The 20,201-nt window shown below is 71.0% G+C and carries 17 protein-coding genes and 1 pseudogene; 4 read left to right on the top strand and 14 right to left on the bottom strand.

Annotation, left to right across the window (positions count from 1 at the left end):
* Positions 1 to 36: 36 nt before the first annotated feature.
* A complete protein-coding gene (locus AC792_RS13235; RefSeq protein ID WP_049830975.1) occupies positions 37 to 1,461 on the bottom strand; it encodes a dipeptidase in 1,425 nt (474 codons plus the stop codon).
* 105 nt (positions 1,462 to 1,566) lie between these two features.
* Here AC792_RS13235 and AC792_RS13230 point away from each other — a divergent pair, with 105 nt between their 5' ends.
* Positions 1,567 to 2,157: a DUF3043 domain-containing protein gene (locus AC792_RS13230; RefSeq protein WP_049830974.1), complete on the top strand. Its 591-nt coding sequence runs from the start codon at positions 1,567 to 1,569 to the stop codon at positions 2,155 to 2,157.
* Between the two features lie 86 nt (positions 2,158 to 2,243).
* Here the strand turns inward: AC792_RS13230 and AC792_RS13225 are convergent, their stop codons facing one another.
* Complete coding sequence (locus AC792_RS13225) at positions 2,244 to 3,332, bottom strand: quinone-dependent dihydroorotate dehydrogenase (protein ID WP_049830973.1); 1,089 nt, start codon at positions 3,330 to 3,332, stop codon at positions 2,244 to 2,246.
* A gap of 75 nt (positions 3,333 to 3,407) precedes the next feature.
* Here AC792_RS13225 and AC792_RS13220 point away from each other — a divergent pair, with 75 nt between their 5' ends.
* Complete coding sequence (locus tag AC792_RS13220) at positions 3,408 to 4,487, top strand: alpha/beta hydrolase (protein WP_049830972.1); 1,080 nt, start codon at positions 3,408 to 3,410, stop codon at positions 4,485 to 4,487.
* Between the two features lie 17 nt (positions 4,488 to 4,504).
* Here AC792_RS13220 and AC792_RS13215 read toward each other — a convergent pair whose 3' ends face one another.
* The 3 genes from AC792_RS13215 to leuA all read right to left on the bottom strand — a co-directional run bounded on the left by AC792_RS13215 (position 4,505) and on the right by leuA (position 7,877).
* Entirely contained in the window at positions 4,505 to 5,320 is an 816-nt protein-coding gene (locus tag AC792_RS13215; protein WP_049830971.1) for an isoprenyl transferase, read from the bottom strand.
* Positions 5,317 to 6,063: a DNA repair protein RecO gene (gene recO / locus AC792_RS13210; RefSeq protein WP_049830970.1), complete on the bottom strand. Its 747-nt coding sequence runs from the start codon at positions 6,061 to 6,063 to the stop codon at positions 5,317 to 5,319. Before recO ends, AC792_RS13215 begins: the two co-directional genes overlap by 4 nt.
* A gap of 71 nt (positions 6,064 to 6,134) precedes the next feature.
* Positions 6,135 to 7,877, bottom strand: a complete 1,743-nt coding sequence (gene leuA, locus AC792_RS13205) for a 2-isopropylmalate synthase (protein WP_049830969.1) — start codon at positions 7,875 to 7,877, stop codon at positions 6,135 to 6,137.
* A 216-nt stretch (positions 7,878 to 8,093) separates the two neighbouring features.
* Here leuA and AC792_RS13200 point away from each other — a divergent pair, with 216 nt between their 5' ends.
* Complete coding sequence (locus tag AC792_RS13200) at positions 8,094 to 10,052, top strand: M13 family metallopeptidase (protein WP_049830968.1); 1,959 nt, start codon at positions 8,094 to 8,096, stop codon at positions 10,050 to 10,052.
* A 131-nt stretch (positions 10,053 to 10,183) separates the two neighbouring features.
* On the opposite strand, the gene AC792_RS13195 is transcribed toward AC792_RS13200, so the two are convergent.
* The 6 genes and pseudogenes from AC792_RS13195 to AC792_RS13170 all read right to left on the bottom strand — a co-directional run bounded on the left by AC792_RS13195 (position 10,184) and on the right by AC792_RS13170 (position 15,586).
* A complete protein-coding gene (locus AC792_RS13195; protein WP_049830967.1) occupies positions 10,184 to 10,531 on the bottom strand; it encodes a LytR C-terminal domain-containing protein in 348 nt (115 codons plus the stop codon).
* Between the two features lie 427 nt (positions 10,532 to 10,958).
* Positions 10,959 to 11,351 (bottom strand): annotated as a pseudogene (locus AC792_RS18225) (LCP family protein); the annotation flags it as partial.
* A gap of 510 nt (positions 11,352 to 11,861) precedes the next feature.
* Positions 11,862 to 12,791 carry a GTPase Era gene (gene era, locus AC792_RS13185; protein ID WP_049830965.1) on the bottom strand — a complete coding sequence of 310 codons (930 nt, stop codon included), beginning with the start codon at positions 12,789 to 12,791 and terminating at the stop codon, positions 11,862 to 11,864.
* Positions 12,778 to 14,088 (bottom strand): hemolysin family protein, encoded by a 1,311-nt coding sequence (locus AC792_RS13180; protein ID WP_049830964.1) that lies wholly within the window; start codon positions 14,086 to 14,088, stop codon positions 12,778 to 12,780. Before AC792_RS13180 ends, era begins: the two co-directional genes overlap by 14 nt.
* Complete coding sequence (ybeY, locus tag AC792_RS13175) at positions 14,085 to 14,558, bottom strand: rRNA maturation RNase YbeY (RefSeq protein ID WP_049830963.1); 474 nt, start codon at positions 14,556 to 14,558, stop codon at positions 14,085 to 14,087. Before ybeY ends, AC792_RS13180 begins: the two co-directional genes overlap by 4 nt.
* Positions 14,555 to 15,586 (bottom strand): PhoH family protein, encoded by a 1,032-nt coding sequence (locus AC792_RS13170; RefSeq protein ID WP_049830962.1) that lies wholly within the window; start codon positions 15,584 to 15,586, stop codon positions 14,555 to 14,557. The genes ybeY and AC792_RS13170 overlap by 4 nt, the downstream gene beginning before the upstream one ends.
* Before the next feature lie 431 nt (positions 15,587 to 16,017).
* Here AC792_RS13170 and AC792_RS13165 point away from each other — a divergent pair, with 431 nt between their 5' ends.
* Positions 16,018 to 17,013 (top strand): GerMN domain-containing protein, encoded by a 996-nt coding sequence (locus tag AC792_RS13165; RefSeq protein ID WP_049830961.1) that lies wholly within the window; start codon positions 16,018 to 16,020, stop codon positions 17,011 to 17,013.
* Between the two features lie 22 nt (positions 17,014 to 17,035).
* On the opposite strand, the gene AC792_RS13160 is transcribed toward AC792_RS13165, so the two are convergent.
* From AC792_RS13160 to hrcA, 3 genes are all read right to left on the bottom strand, one after another.
* Entirely contained in the window at positions 17,036 to 17,803 is a 768-nt protein-coding gene (locus AC792_RS13160) for a 16S rRNA (uracil(1498)-N(3))-methyltransferase (RefSeq protein WP_049830960.1), read from the bottom strand.
* Between the two features lie 2 nt (positions 17,804 to 17,805).
* Positions 17,806 to 18,936, bottom strand: a complete 1,131-nt coding sequence (gene dnaJ / locus AC792_RS13155; protein ID WP_049830959.1) for a molecular chaperone DnaJ — start codon at positions 18,934 to 18,936, stop codon at positions 17,806 to 17,808.
* Positions 18,937 to 19,027: 91 nt separating this feature from the next.
* Positions 19,028 to 20,041, bottom strand: a complete 1,014-nt coding sequence (gene hrcA / locus AC792_RS13150) for a heat-inducible transcriptional repressor HrcA (protein ID WP_049830958.1) — start codon at positions 20,039 to 20,041, stop codon at positions 19,028 to 19,030.
* Positions 20,042 to 20,201 lie beyond the last annotated feature (160 nt).

The following is a 20,201-nucleotide window of genomic DNA, read 5'->3' as shown; positions in this document are numbered from 1 at the left end:
CCCGCCCCCTCGGGCCGGGCACGGGCCCGGCACGGATCAGGCGCCGGTCAGACCGCCGTCGTTGATCCGCGCGAGCAGGATCGCCTCGGCGAGGACGGCCTTCCGGAACTCGCCGAGGTGCAGCGACTCGTTGGCACTGTGCGCCCGGGAATCGGGATCCTCCACCCCGGTGATGAGGATCTGGGCGGACGGGAACACCTCGGTGAGGTCCGCGATGAACGGGATGGATCCGCCCATCCCCGCCTCGACCGGCTGCACACCCCAGGCCTCCTCCAGCGCTTCCAGGGCCAGCCGGGAGGCGGGCTCTCCGGTGTCGGTGCTGAAGGGGCTCCCGCTCTCCCCCGGCGTGAAGGTCACCCGGGCACCGAACGGGGCATGCGCCTCCACGTGGCGCCGGACCGCGTCCATGGCCGCCGCCGGTTCCTCACCGGGGGCGAGGCGCAGGCTGAACTTGGCCCGTGCGCGCGGCAGCAGGGTGTTGGAGGACAGCGCCACGGTGGGGATGTCCATGCCGATGATCGAGAGGGCGGGCTTGGTCCACAGACGCGAGGCGATGGATCCGGTACCGGCGAGCCGGACGCCGTCGAGCACGGACGCGTCGGTGCGGTAGTCCTGCTCCTCGTACTCCACGGAGGCGTCGTCCCCGCTCCGCAGCCCGGCGATCGCGACGTCCCCGGCGTCGTCGTGCAGGGTGGCGATGAGCCGCGCCAGGAGCGTGGGGGCGTCCAGCACGGGCCCGCCGAACATCCCGGAGTGCACCGCGTGGTCCAGGACCTGCACCTCGATGGTGCCGTCCACGAGCCCGCGCAGGCTGGTGGTCAGCGCGGGGACGCCCACCTTCCAGTTGCTGGAGTCGGCCACGACGATCACGTCCGCCGCGAGGTCCTCGCGGTAGGTCTCGAGGAAGCTGCGGAACGTGGGCGAGCCGGCCTCCTCCTCCCCCTCGACGAAAAGTGTCACCCCGACGCCGAAGGAGTCCCCGAGCACGTCGGCCAGGGCCGTGAAGGCACCCACGTGGGCCATGACACCCGCCTTGTCGTCGGCGCTCCCCCGGCCGTAGAGCCTGCCGTCGCGTTCGGTGGCGACGAAGGGATCGGTGTCCCAGAGCGCAGGGTCCCCCGGCGGCTGCACGTCGTGGTGGGCGTAGAGCAGCACGGTGGGCATACCGGCTGCCGCGGGGCGGCGGGCGACGACGGCGGGACCGCCCGGCACCCCCGCGTTGTCCACGCGCAGGATCCGGACGTCGTCGATCCCGGCGTCCCGGACCAGGCCGGCCACCGCGTCGGCGCTGCGGTCGAGGTCGGCGGCGTCGAAGGCGTCCCAGGCGATGCCCCGGATGGCCACGAGGTCGCCGAGCTGCTCGACGATACGGGGGAAGGCGGCGTCGATGCTCGCCCGCAGGCGGTCGACGACGTCGGAGGGGCCCGCTGCCGGGCCGGAGGAGGTGTTCATGGAGGTCATGCCAGAACCCTACACAGGGGCCCCGGACGGGGCGGAGCGGTCCTCCCGGACCGTTCGGCCCGTAGGTCTCCGAGGTGCTCTTCCCCGAGCCGGTATCCTGGGGGGGTGTTCGGACGAAATCGAGAAGCCCCCACCGCCCAGGAAGTAGTCGACAGCGCTTCCCCGCCCCAGGAGACACCGCGACAGCAGGGCAAGGGCGTGCCGACGCCCAAGCGCAGCGTGCAGGAGGCCGCCCGCAGGCGGCCCCTGGTACCGAACGACCGCAAGGCCGCCAAGGAGAAGAGCCGCGCAGCGATGCGGGAGGACCGCCTCCGGACGCGGCAGGCACTCGACACCGACGAGGAGCGGTACCTGCCCCTCCGTGACAAGGGACCCCACCGCCGCTACGTCCGCCAGTTCGTGGACGCCCGCATCAACGTGGGCGAGTTCCTCATGATCGCCGCCCTGGTGTTCGTGGTCCTCAGTTTCTTCCAGTCCCTGGCCGTGCAGAGCGCCGTGCTCATGGCCTTCTGGTTCCTCATCGTGGTCGTGATCGTGGACTGCATCCTGCTGCGGCGCAAGCTGAAGCGGAAGCTCACCGAGAAGTTCGGCGGACCGGCCCAGGGAGACCTCTGGTACGCGGTGACGCGGGCGCTCCAGCTGCGCAGGCTCCGGCTGCCCAAGCCGCAGGTCCGCCGGGGCCAGTACCCCTCCTGATCGATCGGCGCCCGGACCCACCTCCGGGGCGGACGGGTGAAGCCGGACCTGCTGGTCCGGCTTCACCCGTCCCGGGGGTCAGGTCCTCAGGCGTGGTGCGCCGCGGGGATCCTCGACCGCAGGAGTCCCCGGTTGATCCGGGCGGCCCAGAACGGTCCCTCGTACAGGAACCCCGTGTACCCCTGCACCAGGGTGGCTCCCGCCTCGAGCCGCTCGTGGACGTCCGCGGGGGTCTCGACGCCGCCCACCGAGATGATCGCCAGCCGGTCCCCCACCGCCGCACGCAAGCGCTCGAGCACCTCGAGGGACCGCGCCCTCAGGGGCGCACCGCTCAGTCCACCGACGCCCTTGGCGATCACCACGGCGTCGTCGGTGCGGAGGTTCTCCCGCGTGATGGTGGTGTTGGTGGCCACGATGCCGTCCAGGCCCAGGTCGAGGGCGAGCGTCGCGACGTCGTCGAGATCCTGGTCCGTGAGATCGGGGGCGATCTTCACCAGCAGGGGCACGTGGCGGCCCGCGGACCGGTCCGCCGTGCTCCGTACCGCCTCCAGGAGGGGCCGGAGGGAGTCGGCGGTCTGCAGCAGACGCAGCCCCGGGGTGTTCGGGGAGGACACGTTCACCACCAGGTAGTCGGCCTCGGGTGCGAGCTGCTCCGCGCTCACGAGGTAATCGGCCACGGCGTCCGCGAGATCCACCGTCTTGGTCTTACCGATGTTCGCGCCGACGACCGGGCGGGGCCGTGAACCGTACCTGCGGGCCAGCCGCTGACGCGCCGACCGCAGCCGCGGGCCCACCAGGGCGGCGCCGTCGTTGTTGAAGCCCATCCGGTTGATCACGGCGCGGTCCTCCAACAGCCGGAAGAGCCGCGGGCGCGGGTTGCCGGGCTGGGCCTGACCCGTGATGGTGCCGATCTCCACGTGACCGAACCCGAGCGCCGTGAGCGCCAGCACCCCCTCGCCCGCCTTGTCGAACCCCGCGGCCAGGCCGAACGGGGACGGGAACTCGACGCCGAAGGCCGAGGTGGCCAGGCGCGGATCCGGTGCGCAGTAGCGGCGCAGGAACCACCCCGCGGGGGTCCGGTCCGCGGCCTTGATCAGGGCGAAGCCGATCGTGTGGGCGCGCTCGGCGTCCATCCCGGAGAACACGACCCGGAAGAAGGTGGGGTAGATGCGCATGCGACCAGAATTCCACGCAGGGGTGACACCCTCCAACTCCTCCGTGCTCCCGAGGACCGGGGGTAGGGTCGGAGCATGGACGGGCACTGGGACCAGGACTTCCTCGGCCACCCGTTCGTGGCACGGACCCTGTGGCTCACCCCCGACGACGAGGGCACGCGCGTGGCCACGCTGGTGGCCCACGAGCCCGGGATCGCGGGAGCCCCGGCGTCCGCCGACGGCGGCGGTGATGCGGTGGCCCCGCGGGCGGAGCACCGCGGGGGGCACGGTCCGGTGAGGATCCGGGCCGTGCTCCACATCCACGGCTTCAGCGACTACTTCCACCACGCGGAACTGGCCTCCGCACTGCACTCAGCGGGCTGGGCGTTCTTCGCGCTGGACCTCCACAAGCACGGCCGCAGTCTCCTGCCGCACCAGACCCCCGGGTTCGTGACATCGCTGAGCGACTACGACGAGGATCTCGAGGCCGGCATCGCGGCACTGACCGAACGCCTGGGTGAGCGAGTGGGCGGGCCCGTGGAGGTGCAGCTCGTGCTGATGGCGCACTCCACCGGGGGGCTCTCGGCGGTCCTGTGGAGCGCGCGTCATCCCGGCCGGCTCGCAGCCCTGGTGCTCAACGGCCCCTGGCTCGAGACCCAGGGGAACACCGTCCTGCGGGGCATGGCCCGGGGCGGGCTGGACACGATGTCGAGGCTCCGGCCGAAGGCCCGGATCCTGCTCCCCGAGCTCGGCTTCTACTTCCGGAGCATCAGCGACACCCGCGACGGCGAGTGGTCGATCGAGCCGTCGTGGCGGCCCGAGGCGGGCTTCCCGATCCGCGTCGGGTGGCTGGCCGCCGTACTGGCCGGGCATGCGGAACTGGCCCACGGCGTCACGGTGGACACGCCGATCCTGGTGCTGTGTTCCGCGACGTCCACCACGAGCCCCACGTGGAAGGACTCGATGCTCGAGTCGGACAGCATCCTGGATGTCACGAGGACGGTGCGCCGGGCGGCCGACCTCGGCCCCGACGTGACCATCCGACGCTTCCGGGGTGCGCTCCACGACGTCTTCCTCTCACGCCGGCCCGTGCGCGACGACGCCGCCGCGGCTACCGTCCGCTGGCTGGGGGTCCAGGTGCCGCCGTCGGTCGCAACGCCTCCGACGTCCGGCTGAGCCTCCGGAGCACCCGGTCAGCCGGACGCCCCGCCGGCCGACCGGTCGGCCGCCTGGTCCACGGCCCCACCGTAGCGGCGGTCCCGTGCCGCGTACTCCTCGATGGCGCGCCACAGGGTGCGGCGGTCGACGTCGGGCCAGAGGGTGTCCATGAACACCATCTCCGCGTACGCGGACTGCCAGAGCATGAAGTTGGACAGGCGCTGCTCGCCCGAGGTGCGCAGGAACAGGTCGACGTCGGGGAGGTCGGGTTCGTCGAGGTACCGCTGCACCGTCTTCTCGCTCACCGAGGAGGCACGGAGCCGTCCTGCGGCGACGTCCTCGGCGATCGACTTCACCGCATCCGCGATCTCGGCCCTGCCCCCGTAGTTGATGCACATGGTCAGGGTGCACGTGGTGTTCCCGGCCGTGTGCCGCTCGGCGTCCTCGAGCTCCCGGACCACGGACGGCCAGAGCCTGGATCTCCGGCCCGCCCAGCGCACCCGGACGCCCCAGGCGTCCAGCTGGTTCCGCTGGCGGCGCAGCACCTCCTTGTTGAAGCCCATGAGGAAGCGGATCTCCTCGGGGGACCGCTTCCAGTTCTCGGTGCTGAAGGCGTAGACGGACACGTGACGGACCCCGATCTCGATCGCCCCCGCCATGACGTCCAGCAGGGCGGCCTCACCGGCCCGGTGACCCTCGGTGCGCGGCAGGCCCCGTTCGTTGGCCCACCGGCCGTTGCCGTCCATGACAATCGCCACGTGCTCCGGCACGAACTGGCGCGGGATGGCCGGCACCACCTCGCCGCTCGGGTGGGGCCAGGGGGCCACGGGTCGGGCTGCTGCGTTCTTCATGCACGCTCCACATGGTCGAGGGAGATCACTCCGCGTTCGAGATGCCACTGCAGGTAGGCCGCGACGAGCCCGGCCGCTTCACGCCGCGGACCGGCCGCCGCGCCGTCCGCGATCTGCCAGTCCCCGGTGAGCAGGGCACCGAGCAGCTCCATGGCGGCGCCCGAGGGCGATGCCGCCCCGGGTGGCCGGCAGACCGGACAGACCGCACCGCCGAGGGGTGCGGAGAAGGCCGTGTGGGGCCCGGGAGCACCGCACCGGGCGCAGTCGGTGAAACTGGGGGCCCATCCTGCGGTGGCGAGCGCCCGCAGCAGGTAGGAGTCGAGGATGAGCTCCGACGGGTGCAGGCCCCGGCTCAGTGCGGAGAACGCACCCGCCACCAGCGCGTACTGCGCCCCTCCGGACTCACCGATGTCGGTCAGGCGTTCGGCCGTCTCCGCGATGGCGGTCGCCGCCGTGTAGCGGCCGTAGTCCGAGGCGATCCCGTAGCCGTAGGCGCCCTTCGTCTGGGCCTGGGTCACCACCTCGAGGTTCCGCCCGCGCGCCAGGAGGAGGTCCACCGCCATGAAGGGCTCCAGGCGGGAACCGAACTTGCTGCTGGTACGCCGCACACCCTTGGCCACGGCCCGGACCTGCCCGTGCTCCCGGGTCAGGAGCACGATGATGCGATCGGCCTCCCCGAGTTTGTAGGTGCGGAGCACCACGCCTTCGGTGCGGTACGTCCGCGGGGTCGATGAGGAAGCCACGTGTCCATCATCCCACCTGCCGCCCCCGCACGAGCGGGCCGGCCCGAGGGGGCAGGGGGACCCCGGACCGGTCAGGCGGCGTCGCGGATGGCCCGGTTCACCGCGGAGACCACGGCCTTCAGTGCGGCCATGGTGGTGTTCGCGTCGATACCCGTGCCCCACAGCACGCGCTCGCCCACCGCGCACTCCACGTAGGCGGCCGCGCGGGCGTTCCCCCCGGAGGCGAGCGCGTGCTCCGTGTAGTCGAGCACCCGCACGTCCACGCCGTCCTCGCTCAGCATCGCCAGCAGCGCGTCGATCGGGCCGTTGCCGTGCGCCGTCCTGCGCTGCTGCACGCCGTCGACGAGCAGGGTGGCACCGAGCTCGAAGGCGCCGTCCTCGGCCGTGGCGGTGGTGACCGAGGTCAGCTCGTAGTGGCCCCACGGCTCGGAGCCGCCGTCGGTCCGCGTGGGCAGGTACTCGTCCTGGAACACGGACCAGAGCTGTGCGCCGCTGACCTCGCCGCCCTGGGTCTCCGTGCGGCGCTGGATGACCCCGGAGAACTCGATCTGCGCGCGCCGGGGCAGGTCCAGGCTGTGCTCGCTCTTGAGCAGGTAGGCCACGCCACCCTTGCCCGACTGCGAGTTCACGCGGATCACGGCCTCGTAGGAGCGTCCGATGTCCTTGGGGTCGATGGGCAGGTACGGGACCGCCCACGGGATGTCGTCGAGGCCGACCCCCTGCGCGGCGGCGTCGGACTCCATGCTCTCGAAGCCCTTCTTGATCGCGTCCTGGTGGGACCCGGAGAACGCGGTGAACACGAGGTCCCCGCCGTAGGGTGAGCGCTCCGGCACGCTGAGCTGGTTGCAGTACTCCACCGTGCGCCGGATCGAGTCCATGTCGGAGAAGTCGAGCTGCGGATCGATCCCCTGGCTGAACAGGTTCATGCCGAGGGTCACCAGATCGACGTTGCCGGTCCGCTCGCCGTTGCCGAACAGGCATCCCTCGATGCGGTCAGCGCCGGCCAGGTAACCGAGTTCGGCGGCCGCCACCCCGGTACCGCGGTCGTTGTGCGGGTGCAGGGACAGGATGATGCTGTCGCGGTCGGCGAGGTTGCGGGTCATCCACTCGATGGAGTCCGCGTACACGTTGGGGGTGGCCATCTCCACGGTGGCCGGGAGGTTGAGGATCATCCGGCGCTCCGGGGATGCCTCGAGCACCTCCGCCACCTCGTTGCTGATCCGCGCGGCGAAGTCCAGTTCCGTCCCGGTGAAGGATTCCGGTGAGTACTCGTAGGTGATCTCCGTGTCGCCCAGGTTCTCCTCGAACTTGCGGCACAGCCGCGCCCCCTGCAGCGCGATGTCGACGATGCCGTCCCGGTCCTGGTGGAAGACCACCCGGCGCTGCAGCACGGAGGTGGAGTTGTAGAGGTGGACGATCGCCCGGTCGGCGCCCTCGAGGGAGGCGTAGGTCCGTTCGATCAGATGCTCCCGGGACTGCGTGAGGACCTGGATGGAGACGTCGTCCGGGATGCGGTCCCCCTCGATGAGCTGGCGCACGAAGTCGAAGTCCGTCTGCGACGCCGAGGGGAACCCGACCTCGATCTCCTTGAAGCCCATGCGGACCAGGAGGTCGAACATCTTGTGCTTGCGCTCGGGGTTCATCGGGTCGATCAGGGCCTGGTTGCCGTCGCGGAGGTCCACCGCGCACCAGCGTGGCGCCCGGGTGATGGTCCGGTCGGGCCAGGTGCGATCCGGCAGCTCCACCGAGATCTGGTCCTGGAACGGGCGGTACTTGCCGAAGGGCATGCCCGAGGTCTGCTGCGTGTTCTGCATGGGGATCGGCCTTTTCTGTGGGACTGAGGATGCCGGCGGCCGGGCGACGCGAGACTCCGCGGCGGGGATGGCCAGTAGCTCGTGTGTCCTAGATGGCCCCGCCGCGGCACCGAAGAAGAGTCCTGTGTGCGCGCACTTCGCCACCATAGCACGGCACATAGGATGGCCGGTGGGGCGTTCGGACGAGCGCCCCACCGCGAGGAAACGGAAGCGAACATGACGATCAGCACCCTCGACCCGGACGATCTCGACGGGTCGGTCCGCCCCCAGGACGACCTGTTCAGGCACGCCAACGGCGTGTGGCTGAAGGACGCACGGATCCCAGAGGACCGCGCACTCACCGGATCCTTCACCGCCCTGCGGGACGCCTCCGAGGAAGCCGTACGGGACATCATCGAGGACGCCGCGCGCGAGGCGGCGGACGGTTCGCCGCAGGACGTCGGGGCCAAGCTCGGGACGCTCTACGCGGACTTCATGGACACCGCCGGGATCGAGGCCGCGGGGATCGCACCGGTGCTGCCGCTGCTGGAGCGCGTGCGCTCGGTCACCACCATCGGTGATCTCGTGGAACTCAGCGCGGGTCTGAGCAGGTCCGGGGTGCAGGGTCTCGTGGCTCCCTACGTGAGCAACGACGCCGGGAACCCCGACCGGTACCTCCTGCACCTGTACCAGTCCGGGCTCGGTCTCCCCGACGAGTCCTACTACCGCGAGGAGGGCTTCGCCGAGACCCGCGAGCAGTACCGTCTCCTGCTCGCCACGCTCTTCGGCCTCGCGGACACCACGGATCCGGAGGGTTCCGCGCAGCGCGTCCTCGACCTCGAGACGCGACTGGCCGCATCCTCCATGGGCAGTGTGGAGCGCCGGGACCCGCAGCGGACCTACAACCTGGTCCCGTTCGACGGCGTCGCCGAGCTCTCCGGGCACCTCGTCCCCTGGCTGCGGGTCGTCACGGACGAGACGGACCAGTGCGCGGAGGTGATCGTCAGCCAGCCCGACTTCGTGCGCGGACTCGACGCCGCCCTGGGCGAGGAGGAGCTCGCCACGTGGCAGGAATGGCTTGTCAGCAGGATCCTGCTCGACGCGTCCGACTACCTCGACGACCGCTTCGTGAATGCTGCGTTCACCTTCTACGGGACCCACCTGGCCGGCACCCCCCGGCTGAAGGACCGCTGGAAGCGCGGCGTCGCCCTGGTGGAGGGCGCCATGGGGGAGGCGATCGGTCAGCGCTACGTGGAGCGGCACTTCCCGGCCACCCACAAGGAGGCCATGCTGGAGCTGGTGGGAAACCTCATCTCGGCGTACGGGTCGAGCATCACCGAGCTCACGTGGATGACCGACGCGACCCGGGAGCGGGCGCTCGAGAAACTGCGCCGGTTCACCACCAAAATCGGCTACCCGGACACGTGGATCGACTACGGACCCCTCGACGTCCGCGCCTCGGACCTGTACGGCAACGTGCTCCGCGCCAACGAGTTCGAGCACTCCCGGCAGCTCGGCAAGCTCGGTCGGCCGATCGACCGCGGTGCCTGGTTGATGACACCGCAGACGGTCAACGCCTACTACATGCCCACCATGAACGAGATCGTGTTCCCCGCGGCGATCCTGCAGCCACCGTTCTTCGACATCGAGGCCGACGACGCCGTCAACTACGGCGCGATCGGCGCGGTGATCGGCCACGAGATCGGGCACGGCTTCGACGACAAGGGATCCCAGTTCGACGGCACCGGCAGATTGTCCGACTGGTGGAGCGAGGCGGACCGGACGGCCTTCGACGCCCTCACCGGACGGCTGGTGGCCCAGTACGCGGCCCTGGAACCCTCCGAGGTGCCCGGCCGGACCGTGAACGGCGAACTGACGCTCGGTGAGAACATCGGCGACCTCGGCGGCCTGGGGATCAGCTACCGCGCCTACCTGCTGAGCCTGGGCGGAGCGGAGGCCCCGGTGATCGACGGACTCACCGGCACGCAGCGGTTCCTGCTCTCCTGGGCCACGTGCTGGCAGCAGAAGATCCGGCCGGAGGAGGCGCTGCGCCGGCTCACGGTGGACCCGCACTCCCCCAACGAGTTCCGGTGCAACCAGGTGGTGCGGAACCTCGACGAGTTCCACGAGGCGTTCGGCGTGGAGGAGGGCGACGCGCTCTGGCTGGCACCCGAGGAGCGCGTACGGATCTGGTGACCCTGCGGCTGCTCGGAGGGTGATCACCGGCTCCCGGAGGAGGCGCGGGCAGGACGCGCGTCGAGTCCCCCGGGAGCCGGGAACCTGCCGCGTCACCCCGCATGCGGGAGCGGACGACAGGGCGCCCGCCCCTAGAAGGGTGAGGCCGCCTGGCAGGTCACCTGGTCGGCCGTCTGCCCGCGGAGGTCCGTGCCGAGCGGCGGCACCACCACGCGGTCGCCGGTGGACAGGTCGGCGCCGATGAGCAGCTGGAGACCGATCACCTCGGTGTTCTCGAACACCTGGCTGTCCTGGACGCCCAGCCGGGAGGCGAGGTCCTCGGCCGCGGATGCGTAGCCACCGCCGAACACCACCTGCGTGGTCTCCACCGGGGCGGACGGGTAGGGCGAGGTCTGGGTGTACCCGGCGGTCGCGAGGATCTCCTGCACCTCCGCCGCCCGTTCCGGATCGGTGGTGGCGTTGACGACCAGGACGGGCACGGTGGCCGGGTCGACGGCGGGGACCCTCCGGGGTGGCCGGGACCGGGGTCGTCCCGGGTGCCGGGGTCGGCGGGGCCGTCCCGGGCGCGGGTTCGGGGTCGGCGGCGACCAGACTGCGATCCTCCCGGAGCGTCTCGAACACGGCCTCGGCGGGTCCCTCGTCGAGGATCAGGCGGTTGGGGTCCTCCGGCCAGGGGACGTTCGGCACGGTGACGAACGCGATGCGCCCCAGGTCCACGTCCCGCAGCCGGTCCGCGATCTTCAGCAGTTCTGCGGGTCGGGAGAGCCCCTCGTCGATGGTCAGGTTGCGGGTCACGGTGTCCGCGATGGCGTAGAGCCGGGGGATGTTCGTGAGCGTGCCCTCGGCCCGGACCTTGCGGGCCATCGAGGCGAGGAACGACTGCTGGGCGGCGATCCGTCCGGTGTCACCGCCGTCACCGAACGCGTGCCTGGTCCGGAGGAAGGCCAGGGCCTGGTCCCCCTCCACCTCACTGGTGCCGGCGGGGAGCGAGAGACCGGAGTACTCGTCCTCCACCGGCGCGTCGACGCACACCTCCACCCCACCGAGCGTCGTGGAGAGTTCCCTGACCGCGTTGAAGTCCGCCATCATGAAGTGGTCGATGGACATCCCGGTGAGGTCGTTGATGGCGGCGACCGTACAGCCCGGACCACCCTCGTTGAGGGCCCCGTTCAACTGGGCGAGCTCCACGGCGCCCGAGGGCTCGCCGGTGACGGGGTCGACACAGCTCGGCAGGGGGACCAGGAGATCGCGGGGGAAGGACACGACGTTGACGTTCTCACGGTCCGCGGAGAGCGTCATGAGCATCATGACGTCCGAGTTGTTCTCGTCGGAATCCTCGTCCTCACCCCCGAAGTACTCACCGGTGTTGCCCACGCGTGCGTCCGTGCCGAGGATCAGGATCTGCAGCGCATCGGTGCTCGAGTCCACTGGCAGCCCCTGCCCCTGCTCCTCCCCGAGGTTCAACGGCATGGTCGACAGGTTGCTCTGCAGGCGGTGGAGGTGGACACCCACGAAGGCCACGGCACCCACGAGCACCGTCGCCATGACCAGCGCGATCACCGCCAGCGGCCCGAGCGCACGACGCCGGCCCAGATGTCTGCCCGCCGGTGCGTCGGCCCCGGCGGACGCGGTCACGGCATCACCGGTGCCGGCACCGTCCTCCTGGCGTGATCGGCGTGTCATGCCGGGCTCCTTCGGTCGCTAGATGCAGTCGCTGGTGGTACACCGGTCGCCGTCCACCCAGGCGACCGGACAGTCCCACCCTAACCACCGCCGGGCCCGATACCCGGGAGGGTGACCCGGCGCACGCTAGAACCCCAGCTTCACCAGCTGCTTCGGGTCGCGTTGCCAGTCCTTCGCGACCTTCACGTGCAGGTCCAGGAAGATGCGCGTGCCGAGGAGCGCCTCGATCCCCTGCCGGGCGGTGGTACCCACCTCCCGGAGCCGAGCCCCACCCTTGCCGATGATGATCGCCTTCTGCGACGGGCGCTCCACGTACAGGTTCACGTGCACGTCGAGCATCGGGTCGTCCTCCCGGCGGCCCTCCCGCGGGATCATCTCCTCCACCACGACGGCGAGCGAGTGCGGCAGCTCGTTCCGCACACCCTCGAGCGCGGCCTCCCGCACCAGCTCGGCGACCATGACGGCCTCCGGCTCGTCCGTCAGCTCTCCGCCCGGGTACAGCACCGGGGAGACGGGCATGTGCGCGCTGAACACCCCGGCGACGGTGTCCACCTGGAAACCGTCCGCGGCGGACACCGGCACGATCTCGGCCCAGCCCCCTGCGCCGGCCACGTCCGTGCCGAGGGCCGCCACCGCGAGCAACTGCTCCGTGAGCGCACGGCGGTGCACCAGGTCGGTCTTCGTGACCACCGCGATGAGCGGCTTGCGGTTCAGCCGTGCCAGCTGCTCGGCGATGAACCTGTCACCCGGGCCGATCTTCTCGTTGGCGGGCAGGCAGAACCCGACGGCGTCGACCTCGGCCAGGGTGTCCGCCACGAGGTCGTTGAGGCGCTGGCCGAGCAGGGTGCGTGGCCGGTGCAGACCCGGGGTGTCCACCAGGACCACCTGCGCGTCCGGACGGTTCACGATCCCGCGAATGGTGTGACGGGTGGTCTGCGGCTTGGCGGACGTGATGGCCACCTTCTGCCCCACCAGCGCGTTGGTCAGGGTGGACTTACCCGCATTCGGTCTCCCCACCAGGGAGACGAATCCGGCGCGGTGCTCAGTGTCGTTCACTGTCGGCCTCCATCAGGTGTCGATCTCCTACTGCCGGCTGCGCGGCGGGTACACGGCGGGCGATCACGTGGGACACCCGGTTGCGTCGGCCCTCCACGCGCTCGGCCCGGAGGGCGATGCCGTCCACGATCACCTCCGAGCCCACGATGGGTACCCGGCCGAGGGTCTTCGCGAGGAGTCCGCCCACGGTGTCCACCTCCTCGTCGCTCAGTTCGATGCCGAAGAGCTCTCCGAGGTCGGTGATCCCCATGCGGGCGCTGATACGGTACTCGACGTCGTCGAGCTGCTCCAGTTCCGGCACCTCGGAGTCGTACTCGTCCACGATCTCGCCCACGATCTCCTCGATCAGGTCCTCGAGGGTCACGAGCCCGGCCGTTCCGCCGTACTCGTCGATCACGATCGCCACGTGGGTGGACTCGCGCTGCAGCTCACGCAGGAGGTCCCCCACGGGCTTGGACTCGGGGACGTAGCGGGCAGGTCGGCACTCGGAGTCGACGGGGCGGGCGAGGTTCGACGCCGGCCGCCCGTGCAGCGAGGCCACCACGTCCTTCAGGTACAGCAGGCCCCGGATGTCGTCCGAACTCTCACCGATCACGGGGATGCGCGAGTAGCCGGAGCGGAGGAACAGGGACATGGCCTGGCTGAGGGTGGACCCGGTCTCGATGGTCACCATGTCGGTGCGGGGCACCATCACCGCCCGGACCTTCGTGTCGCCCAGCTCGAAGACCGAGTGGATGAGCTCGGCCTCGTTGTCCTCGATCATCTCGGCGTCCGAGGCACGGGAGAGCAGTTCGCGGAACTCCTCCTCGGTGAAGAACGCGGCCTCGTCCCGGGCGGCCGCCGGGGTGAACGCGCTGCCGAGCCGTACGAGCCAGCGGGGAACGGGGCCGAGGACGGCCCTGAGGAACGCCACGAGCCCCGCGGTGGCACGCACCACGGCGGAGGCGTGGGTGCGCCCCACCTGGCGCGGTGAGACGCCGACGATCACGAACCCGATCGCGGCCATCACGATCGTGGCCAGGAGACCGGCGAGCCAGACGTTGTCGAGCAGGTCGTGGAACAGGATGGCGACGGCCACCGCCCCGGCCATCTCGAACCAGACCCGCCAGAAGCGCAGGGCGTGCATGTGGGCCACGGGGGCGTCGAGGATCCGGCGCAACGACGTGGACCGGGAGCCCTGGACGAGTGCCTCGCCCTCCTGGCGCGGGAGGTAGCTGAACGCGGACTCCGCGGCCGTCACGAGTGCCGCCGTCAGCGCGAAGACCACCCCGAGGAACGCGAGCACCGAGATGATCACGAGCGTGTCTCCTGCGGTGCGGTGCCGCCGAGGAAATCGGCCAGGAGCTGGCGCTGCAGATCGAACATCTCCTTCTCCTCGTCGGGCTCGGCGTGGTCGTACCCGAGCAGGTGCAGCACGCCGTGGGTGGTCAGCAGCAGTAGTTCGGTCCCGGTGCTGTGGCCCGCAGCGGCGCCCTGGGTCGCCGCGACCTCGGGGCAGAGCACGATGTCGCCGAGCAGCCCGGCAGGGGTCACCCGGCCCGGGGTCCCCGGGCGCAGCTCGTCCATGGGGAAGGACAGGACGTCGGTGGGCCCGGGCTCGTCCATCCACTCGACGTGGAGCCGCTCCATCGCGGCGGTGTCCACCAGGATGATGGACAGCTCGGCCTCGGGGTGGAGGAAGAGCGCCTCGAACAGGAAGTTGGCCAGCCGTACCAGGGACTCCTCGTCGACGTCGTGCCCGGTCTCGTTGTTGACCTCGACGCTCATCGCGCAACCGGCCTGTCGGAGCGCGCGTACCCGGCGCGCTGCTCCTCGTCCCAGGTGCTGTAGGCGCTGACGATGTCCCCCACGAGGCGGTGCCGGACGACGTCGGAGGCGTCGAGGCTGCTGAAGTGGATCTCGTCGACGTCGCGGAGGATCTCGCTGACGATCCGGAGACCGGAGCTGGTGCCGTTCGGGAGGTCCACCTGGGTGACGTCCCCGGTGACCACCATCTTGGAGCCGAACCCCAGCCGCGTGAGGAACATCTTCATCTGCTCCGGCGTGGTGTTCTGCGCCTCGTCGAGGATGATGAAGGCGTCGTTGAGGGTCCTCCCGCGCATGTAGGCGAGTGGCGCCACCTCGATGGTCCCGGCGGCCATGAGCCGCGGGATGGAATCGGGATCCATCATGTCGTGCAGGGCGTCGTACAGGGGTCGCAGGTACGGGTCGATCTTGTCGTTCAGGGTGCCGGGCAGGAAGCCGAGGCGTTCCCCTGCCTCGACCGCGGGGCGTGTGAGGATGATCCTGTTGACCTCCTTCTGCTGCAGCGCCTGCACCGCCTTCGCCATGGCCAGGTAGGTCTTGCCGGTCCCTGCGGGGCCGATGCCGAACACGATGGTGTTGCGGTCGATCGCGTCCACGTAGGTGCTCTGGTTCAGCGTCTTGGGCCGGATGGTCCTGCCACGCGAGGACAGGATGTTCACCGAGAGGACCTCGGAGGGGCGCGCTGCGCTCTGCGTCTTCAGCATCGACACGAGCTGCTCGAGCACCTGCGGGGACATGGTGGCGTTGTTGCTCGCCATGGTGCGGATCTCCCCCACCAGCCGCTCCGTCCGGTTCACGTCGGCGGAGGGCCCGGTGATGGTCAGCTCGTTCCCCCTGGCCTGGAGACCCACTCCGGGGAAGGACTTCTCGATGAGGCGGAGCGCTTCGTCGTTGGAACCCAGCGCCTGCACCATCTGTTCGGTGGAGTCGAAGACGAACGTCCTCGTGTCGAGTCCTGCCGCGTTGATGCCTGTTGAAGTTTCGCTCATAGCTCGGCCGTCCGGCCTTCAATCGCCCCTCGTTCGAGTAGTCGTGCCGCTGTGGTGTCGGTGCTGTCGTGCCGGGTTCCGCCGCGTGGTACCACCGCGCGGACGATGATCATGGTACGCCATGCCTCCCCCGCGGGAGCGGGGCTGGACCCGGCCTGCGGTCGTGAGGACGGTCCCGGGTGTGCGGCGCCGCACCCGGTCCGGACACCGGCCGGTCCGGGAGCCGGCGGCTGCTGCGGCGGGACCACTTCGTATCGATCGGGTTTCAGTCCTCGCGAGGGCCGCTTCCGGTGCCGTCGTCGTTCTCGTGCTGTGCGAAGCTGGGACGGATCGGGGCACGGACGGGGCCGACCAGCGGCCCCCTGCTCCCGGTCCCACGAATGCACCACCCGATCCGCGGATCGGCGCGCCCCGTCGAAGGAGGGACCCGCATGAGCGAGCAGGACCCCCTGGAACGGCCACGGCTCGGCCTCCGCAGGATCCTCCTGGTCTCCGGAGGGGCCCTCCTGGTGAGCGGTGTGATCCTGGTCCCCGGCACCGGGCTCCTGCAGGGCGTGGCGCCCACCACCGATCTGCGCGTCCCGCCGTCCGCGTCGGCGGAGCTGAGCACGGACACCGCCGCGGGCGGCCCGGTGGTCGACGGGTCGGCGCGGGCGTCGAGCGCACCGCGGCCCCTCCTGCCGGTGTACTGGGTCGGCGACGCCGGCAACCGCGACGGGCTGTTCCGCGAGTACCTGGAGGCGCCCGCGACCTCCACCGGGGACCCCATCGCCGACGCCGTCCTGAAGATGACGTCGAGGGAACCGCTGGACCCGGACTACCGCTCCCTCTGGCAGCCGGCGTCGAGCGTGAGCTCCTCCATCTCCACCCGCAACGTCATCACCGTCGACCTCTCCCCGGACGCGTTCTCCGACCGGCTCGACGAGGGCGAGGCGACCCCGGCACTGCAGCAGCTCGTGCACCCCGCCACCGCCACCGCCGCCCACGCCGGTCTCATCACCGGGGGCGAGGCGAGCTCCGTGGTGGTGCTCGTCGACGGCCAGTCCGGGTACCGCGCGTTCGGCGCCGTCGACCTGCGCGGCGAATGGGGCCGCGACGGCTCCGCCCCGGCCCCGGTGTGGATCATCGACCCCCAGGAGGGGGTGGAGGCGGAGGCGGGCACGCTGGGCGTCCACGGCCAGGCACCCACCGACGAGCAGGTGGTCGCCTGGCGCGTGGACCGCACGGCGGCCGGGACGAGCGACTCCTCGGCGGGCGGCCCCGCGCCGCCGCTGCAGGAGGGACGTGCGGAGGTCTCCCCCGCCGAGGGCGCGGCGGGCGCGTACTCCTCCACGGTGGCACTGCCGCCCGGCCGCTACGAGATCACCGTCTCCGCCCGGACGCCCGACGGCGAGGCGTCGGACTCGAAGACCGTGCTGCTGCGCTGAGCCTGCCGCGCCCGGGCGCGGGTCACCACCGCCCGAGCATCTGGTTCAGCAGCACGAGCGCCGCCGGTCCTGCGGACGAGGAACGGAGCACGTACGGGCCGAGCAGTGCCGTCCGCGCCCCGGAGGCGCCCAGCTTCCCGAGCTCGGCCTCGCTGATGCCGCCCTCGGGTCCCACCACGACGGCGGTGGACGACGAGGCACCGAGCGCACCGGAGGTGCGCAGCCCGGTCACCTGGGCGGCCAGTGACGCGGTGGCGTCCTCGTGGAGGACGAAGAGGTGGTCCACGGCGGACGCCCACCCCGCGAGCCGCGTGGTGTCGAGGACGGGCAGCACCTCGGGGACGAACGAGCGGCGCGACTGCTTGGACGCCGCGGCGGCGAGGGCGGCCCACTTGGCCCGCCCCTTCTCCGCCTTGTCACCGCGCCAGCGGACGATGCTCCGTTCCGCGTGCCAGGGCACGACGACGTCGACCCCCAGTTCCGTGGCCGCCTCGACGGCCTGCTCGTCCCGGCCGGCCTTCGCGAGGGCCTGCACCAGGACGAGGCGGTGGGCGGGCGCCGGTTCCTGGTCCGCCGCCTCCACCTCGAGGTGCACCATACCCCCACCCACCTCGGTGATCACCCCGCCCAGCCGGAAGCCGGCGCCGTCGGAGACGTCGATCGGCTCACCGACGGCGAGGCGCCGGACGGTCGCGGCGTGGCGCCCCTCGTCACCGTCGAGGACGAAGACACTGCCGGGGCGCGCTGCCCGGACGGCGCCGGGCTCTCCGAAGAACAGGGGGCGCGTCATGGTCAGCGGTTCCCGAGGCGCTCCCGCAGGCGGGCGAAGACACCGGATCCGCTGCTGGCGAGCTGACCGTCCGTGTACTCCTCGTTGCGCAGCTCCGCCAGTTTGCGCAGGAGCTCCTCCTGCTGGGCGTCCACGTTCCGGGGGGGCTCCACGTTCAGGTGCACCCGGAGGTCCCCCCTGCCCTGGTTGCGCAGATGGGTGACGCCGAGGCCGCGGAGCGTCAGGATCTCACCCGACTGCGTCCCCGGCTTGATCGCCAGCTCCTCGTCCCCGTCGAACGTGTCGAGGTGCACCGTGGTGCCGAGCGCGGCGGCCGTCATCGGCACGCTGAGGGTGACGTGCAGGTCGTCGCCGTCGCGGAGGAAGGTGGAGTCGGTGTTGACCCTGATCTCCACGTACAGGTCCCCCTGCGGCCCTCCGGCGATACCGGCCTCGCCCTGCCCGGCGAGCTGGATACGGGTACCGGTGCCCACGCCCGCGGGGACCTTGATGGTCAGGGTGCGGCGCGCCCGGACCCGGCCCTCGCCGCTGCACTCGTGGCAGGGGTTGGGGATCACGGTGCCGTAGCCCTGGCAGGTGCCGCACGGGGCGCTGGTCATGACCTGACCGAGGATGGAGCGCACGGCCCGCTGGACCTGCCCGGAGCCTCCGCAGATGTCGCACGTGCGGGGTGAGGTGCCGGGCTGGCAGCACGAGCCGTCACAGGTGGGGCACACCTCGGCGGTGTCCACCTCGATCTTCTTGTTGGTGCCGAAGACTGCGTCCTTCAGGTCGATCCGGACGTTGATCAGGGCGTCCTGACCCCGGCGGACACGCGACGGCGCCCCCGCGGACTGGCCGCCACCCCCGAAGAACGTCTCGAAGATGTCCTGGAAGGCGAAGCCCGAACCCGAGTATCCTCCGCCGTACCCGGCGTCCGTGCCGTTCTCGTTGCCCGTGGTGTCGTACACGCGGCGCTTCTGGGGGTCCGACAGCACCTCGTACGCGCGCGTCACGAGCTTGAACTCCTCCGCCGCGTCCGGCCCGGAGTTGACGTCGGGGTGGAGCTTGCGGGCGAGCTTGCGGTAGGCCTTCTTGATTTCCTCCCCGGTCGCGCCCTGCGCCACACCGAGGCCCTCGTAGTGATTCCTCACTGCTGCCCATCACTTCCTGTTGGAGACTTGTTCTTCCGTACCCGCCGGCGGACCGGCGGGCATCACGTGGTCGGCCACGATGGCCGACGGGTCATTCCTCGAGGATCCTCGAGAGGTAGCGGGCGACGGCGCGCACCGCGGCCATCGTGGTCGGGTAGTCCATGCGGGTGGGACCGAGGACACCGAGCTTCGCACCCGCCCCGGGCCCGTACCCGGTGGCGACGACGGACGCCTCCGACAACCCCCCGTAGGGGTTCTCGCTCCCGATCCGCACCGAGATGCCGCGGGCGTCGTACTCCATCTCGGACAGCAGTCCCAGCATGACCACCTGCTCCTCGAGCGCCTCGAGGATCGGTCCGATGCTCAGGGGGAAATCGCCCGTGGCCCGGGCGAGGTTCGCCGTGCCCGCGAGCAGCATGCGGTCCTCACCGCCCAGCCCGGCGAGTTGCTCCAGTGCCCTGATGATCGTACCCCCGGGGCCCCGCAACGCCACCGGCAGCTGCCTGGAGGCCACCGCCAGCTCCCCCGGGAGAGCCGCCAGCCGCACGCCGGACACCGCGGAGAGGATGCGCTGCCTGAGTTCGGCGAGCTCGGCCTCCTGGAGGTCGGTGCCGGTGCGCACCACGCGCTGCTGCACCGTGCCGTTGCTGATGATCAGGACCACGAGGATCTGCTGGGGGGCCAGGAGCACGAACTCGATATGGCGTACGGAGGCTCCCCCCGTGCGGGGGAACTGCACCACCGCCACCTGGTTCGTGAGCTGGGCGAGCAGGCGCACGGTGCGGTCCATGACGTCGTCGAGATCGTCGGCACCCTCGAGCAGGGTCCGGATCGCCTTCTTCTCGGGCCCGGAGAGCGGTTTGGCCTCCGAGATCCGGTCCACGAAGAGGCGGTAGCCCTTGTCCGGGGGGATGCGCCCGGAGCGGGTGTGCGGGGCCGCGAGCAGGCCCTCCTCCTCGAGGACGGCCATGTCGTTGCGGATGGTGGCCGAGGAGACCCCGAGCCGGTGGCGGTCCACGAGGGCCTTGGACCCCACGGGTTCCCGCGAGTGCACGTAGTCCTCGACGATGGCCCGGAGTACCTCCAGACGTCGCGGCTCACTCATCCGATCTCCACCTCCGGGTCCGTTCCACGAGCACGTACGGGTGGCCACGCTCGGTTAGCACTCGACACACCCAAGTGCCAAGTCTAGTACCTCTGCCACGATTGCTAGCATTGGCGGGCCGGGCTGCGGCAGCCGGCCGGAGCCCCTCGACGGAAGGACG

The sequence above is a fragment of the Arthrobacter sp. RIT-PI-e genome (assembly GCF_001187915.1).
In the GTDB taxonomy this organism is placed as follows: Bacteria; Actinomycetota; Actinomycetes; order Actinomycetales; family Micrococcaceae; genus Arthrobacter_D.
The sequence above is the reverse complement of the archived record's forward strand: the minus strand, read 5'-3'. Positions and strand labels throughout refer to the sequence as shown.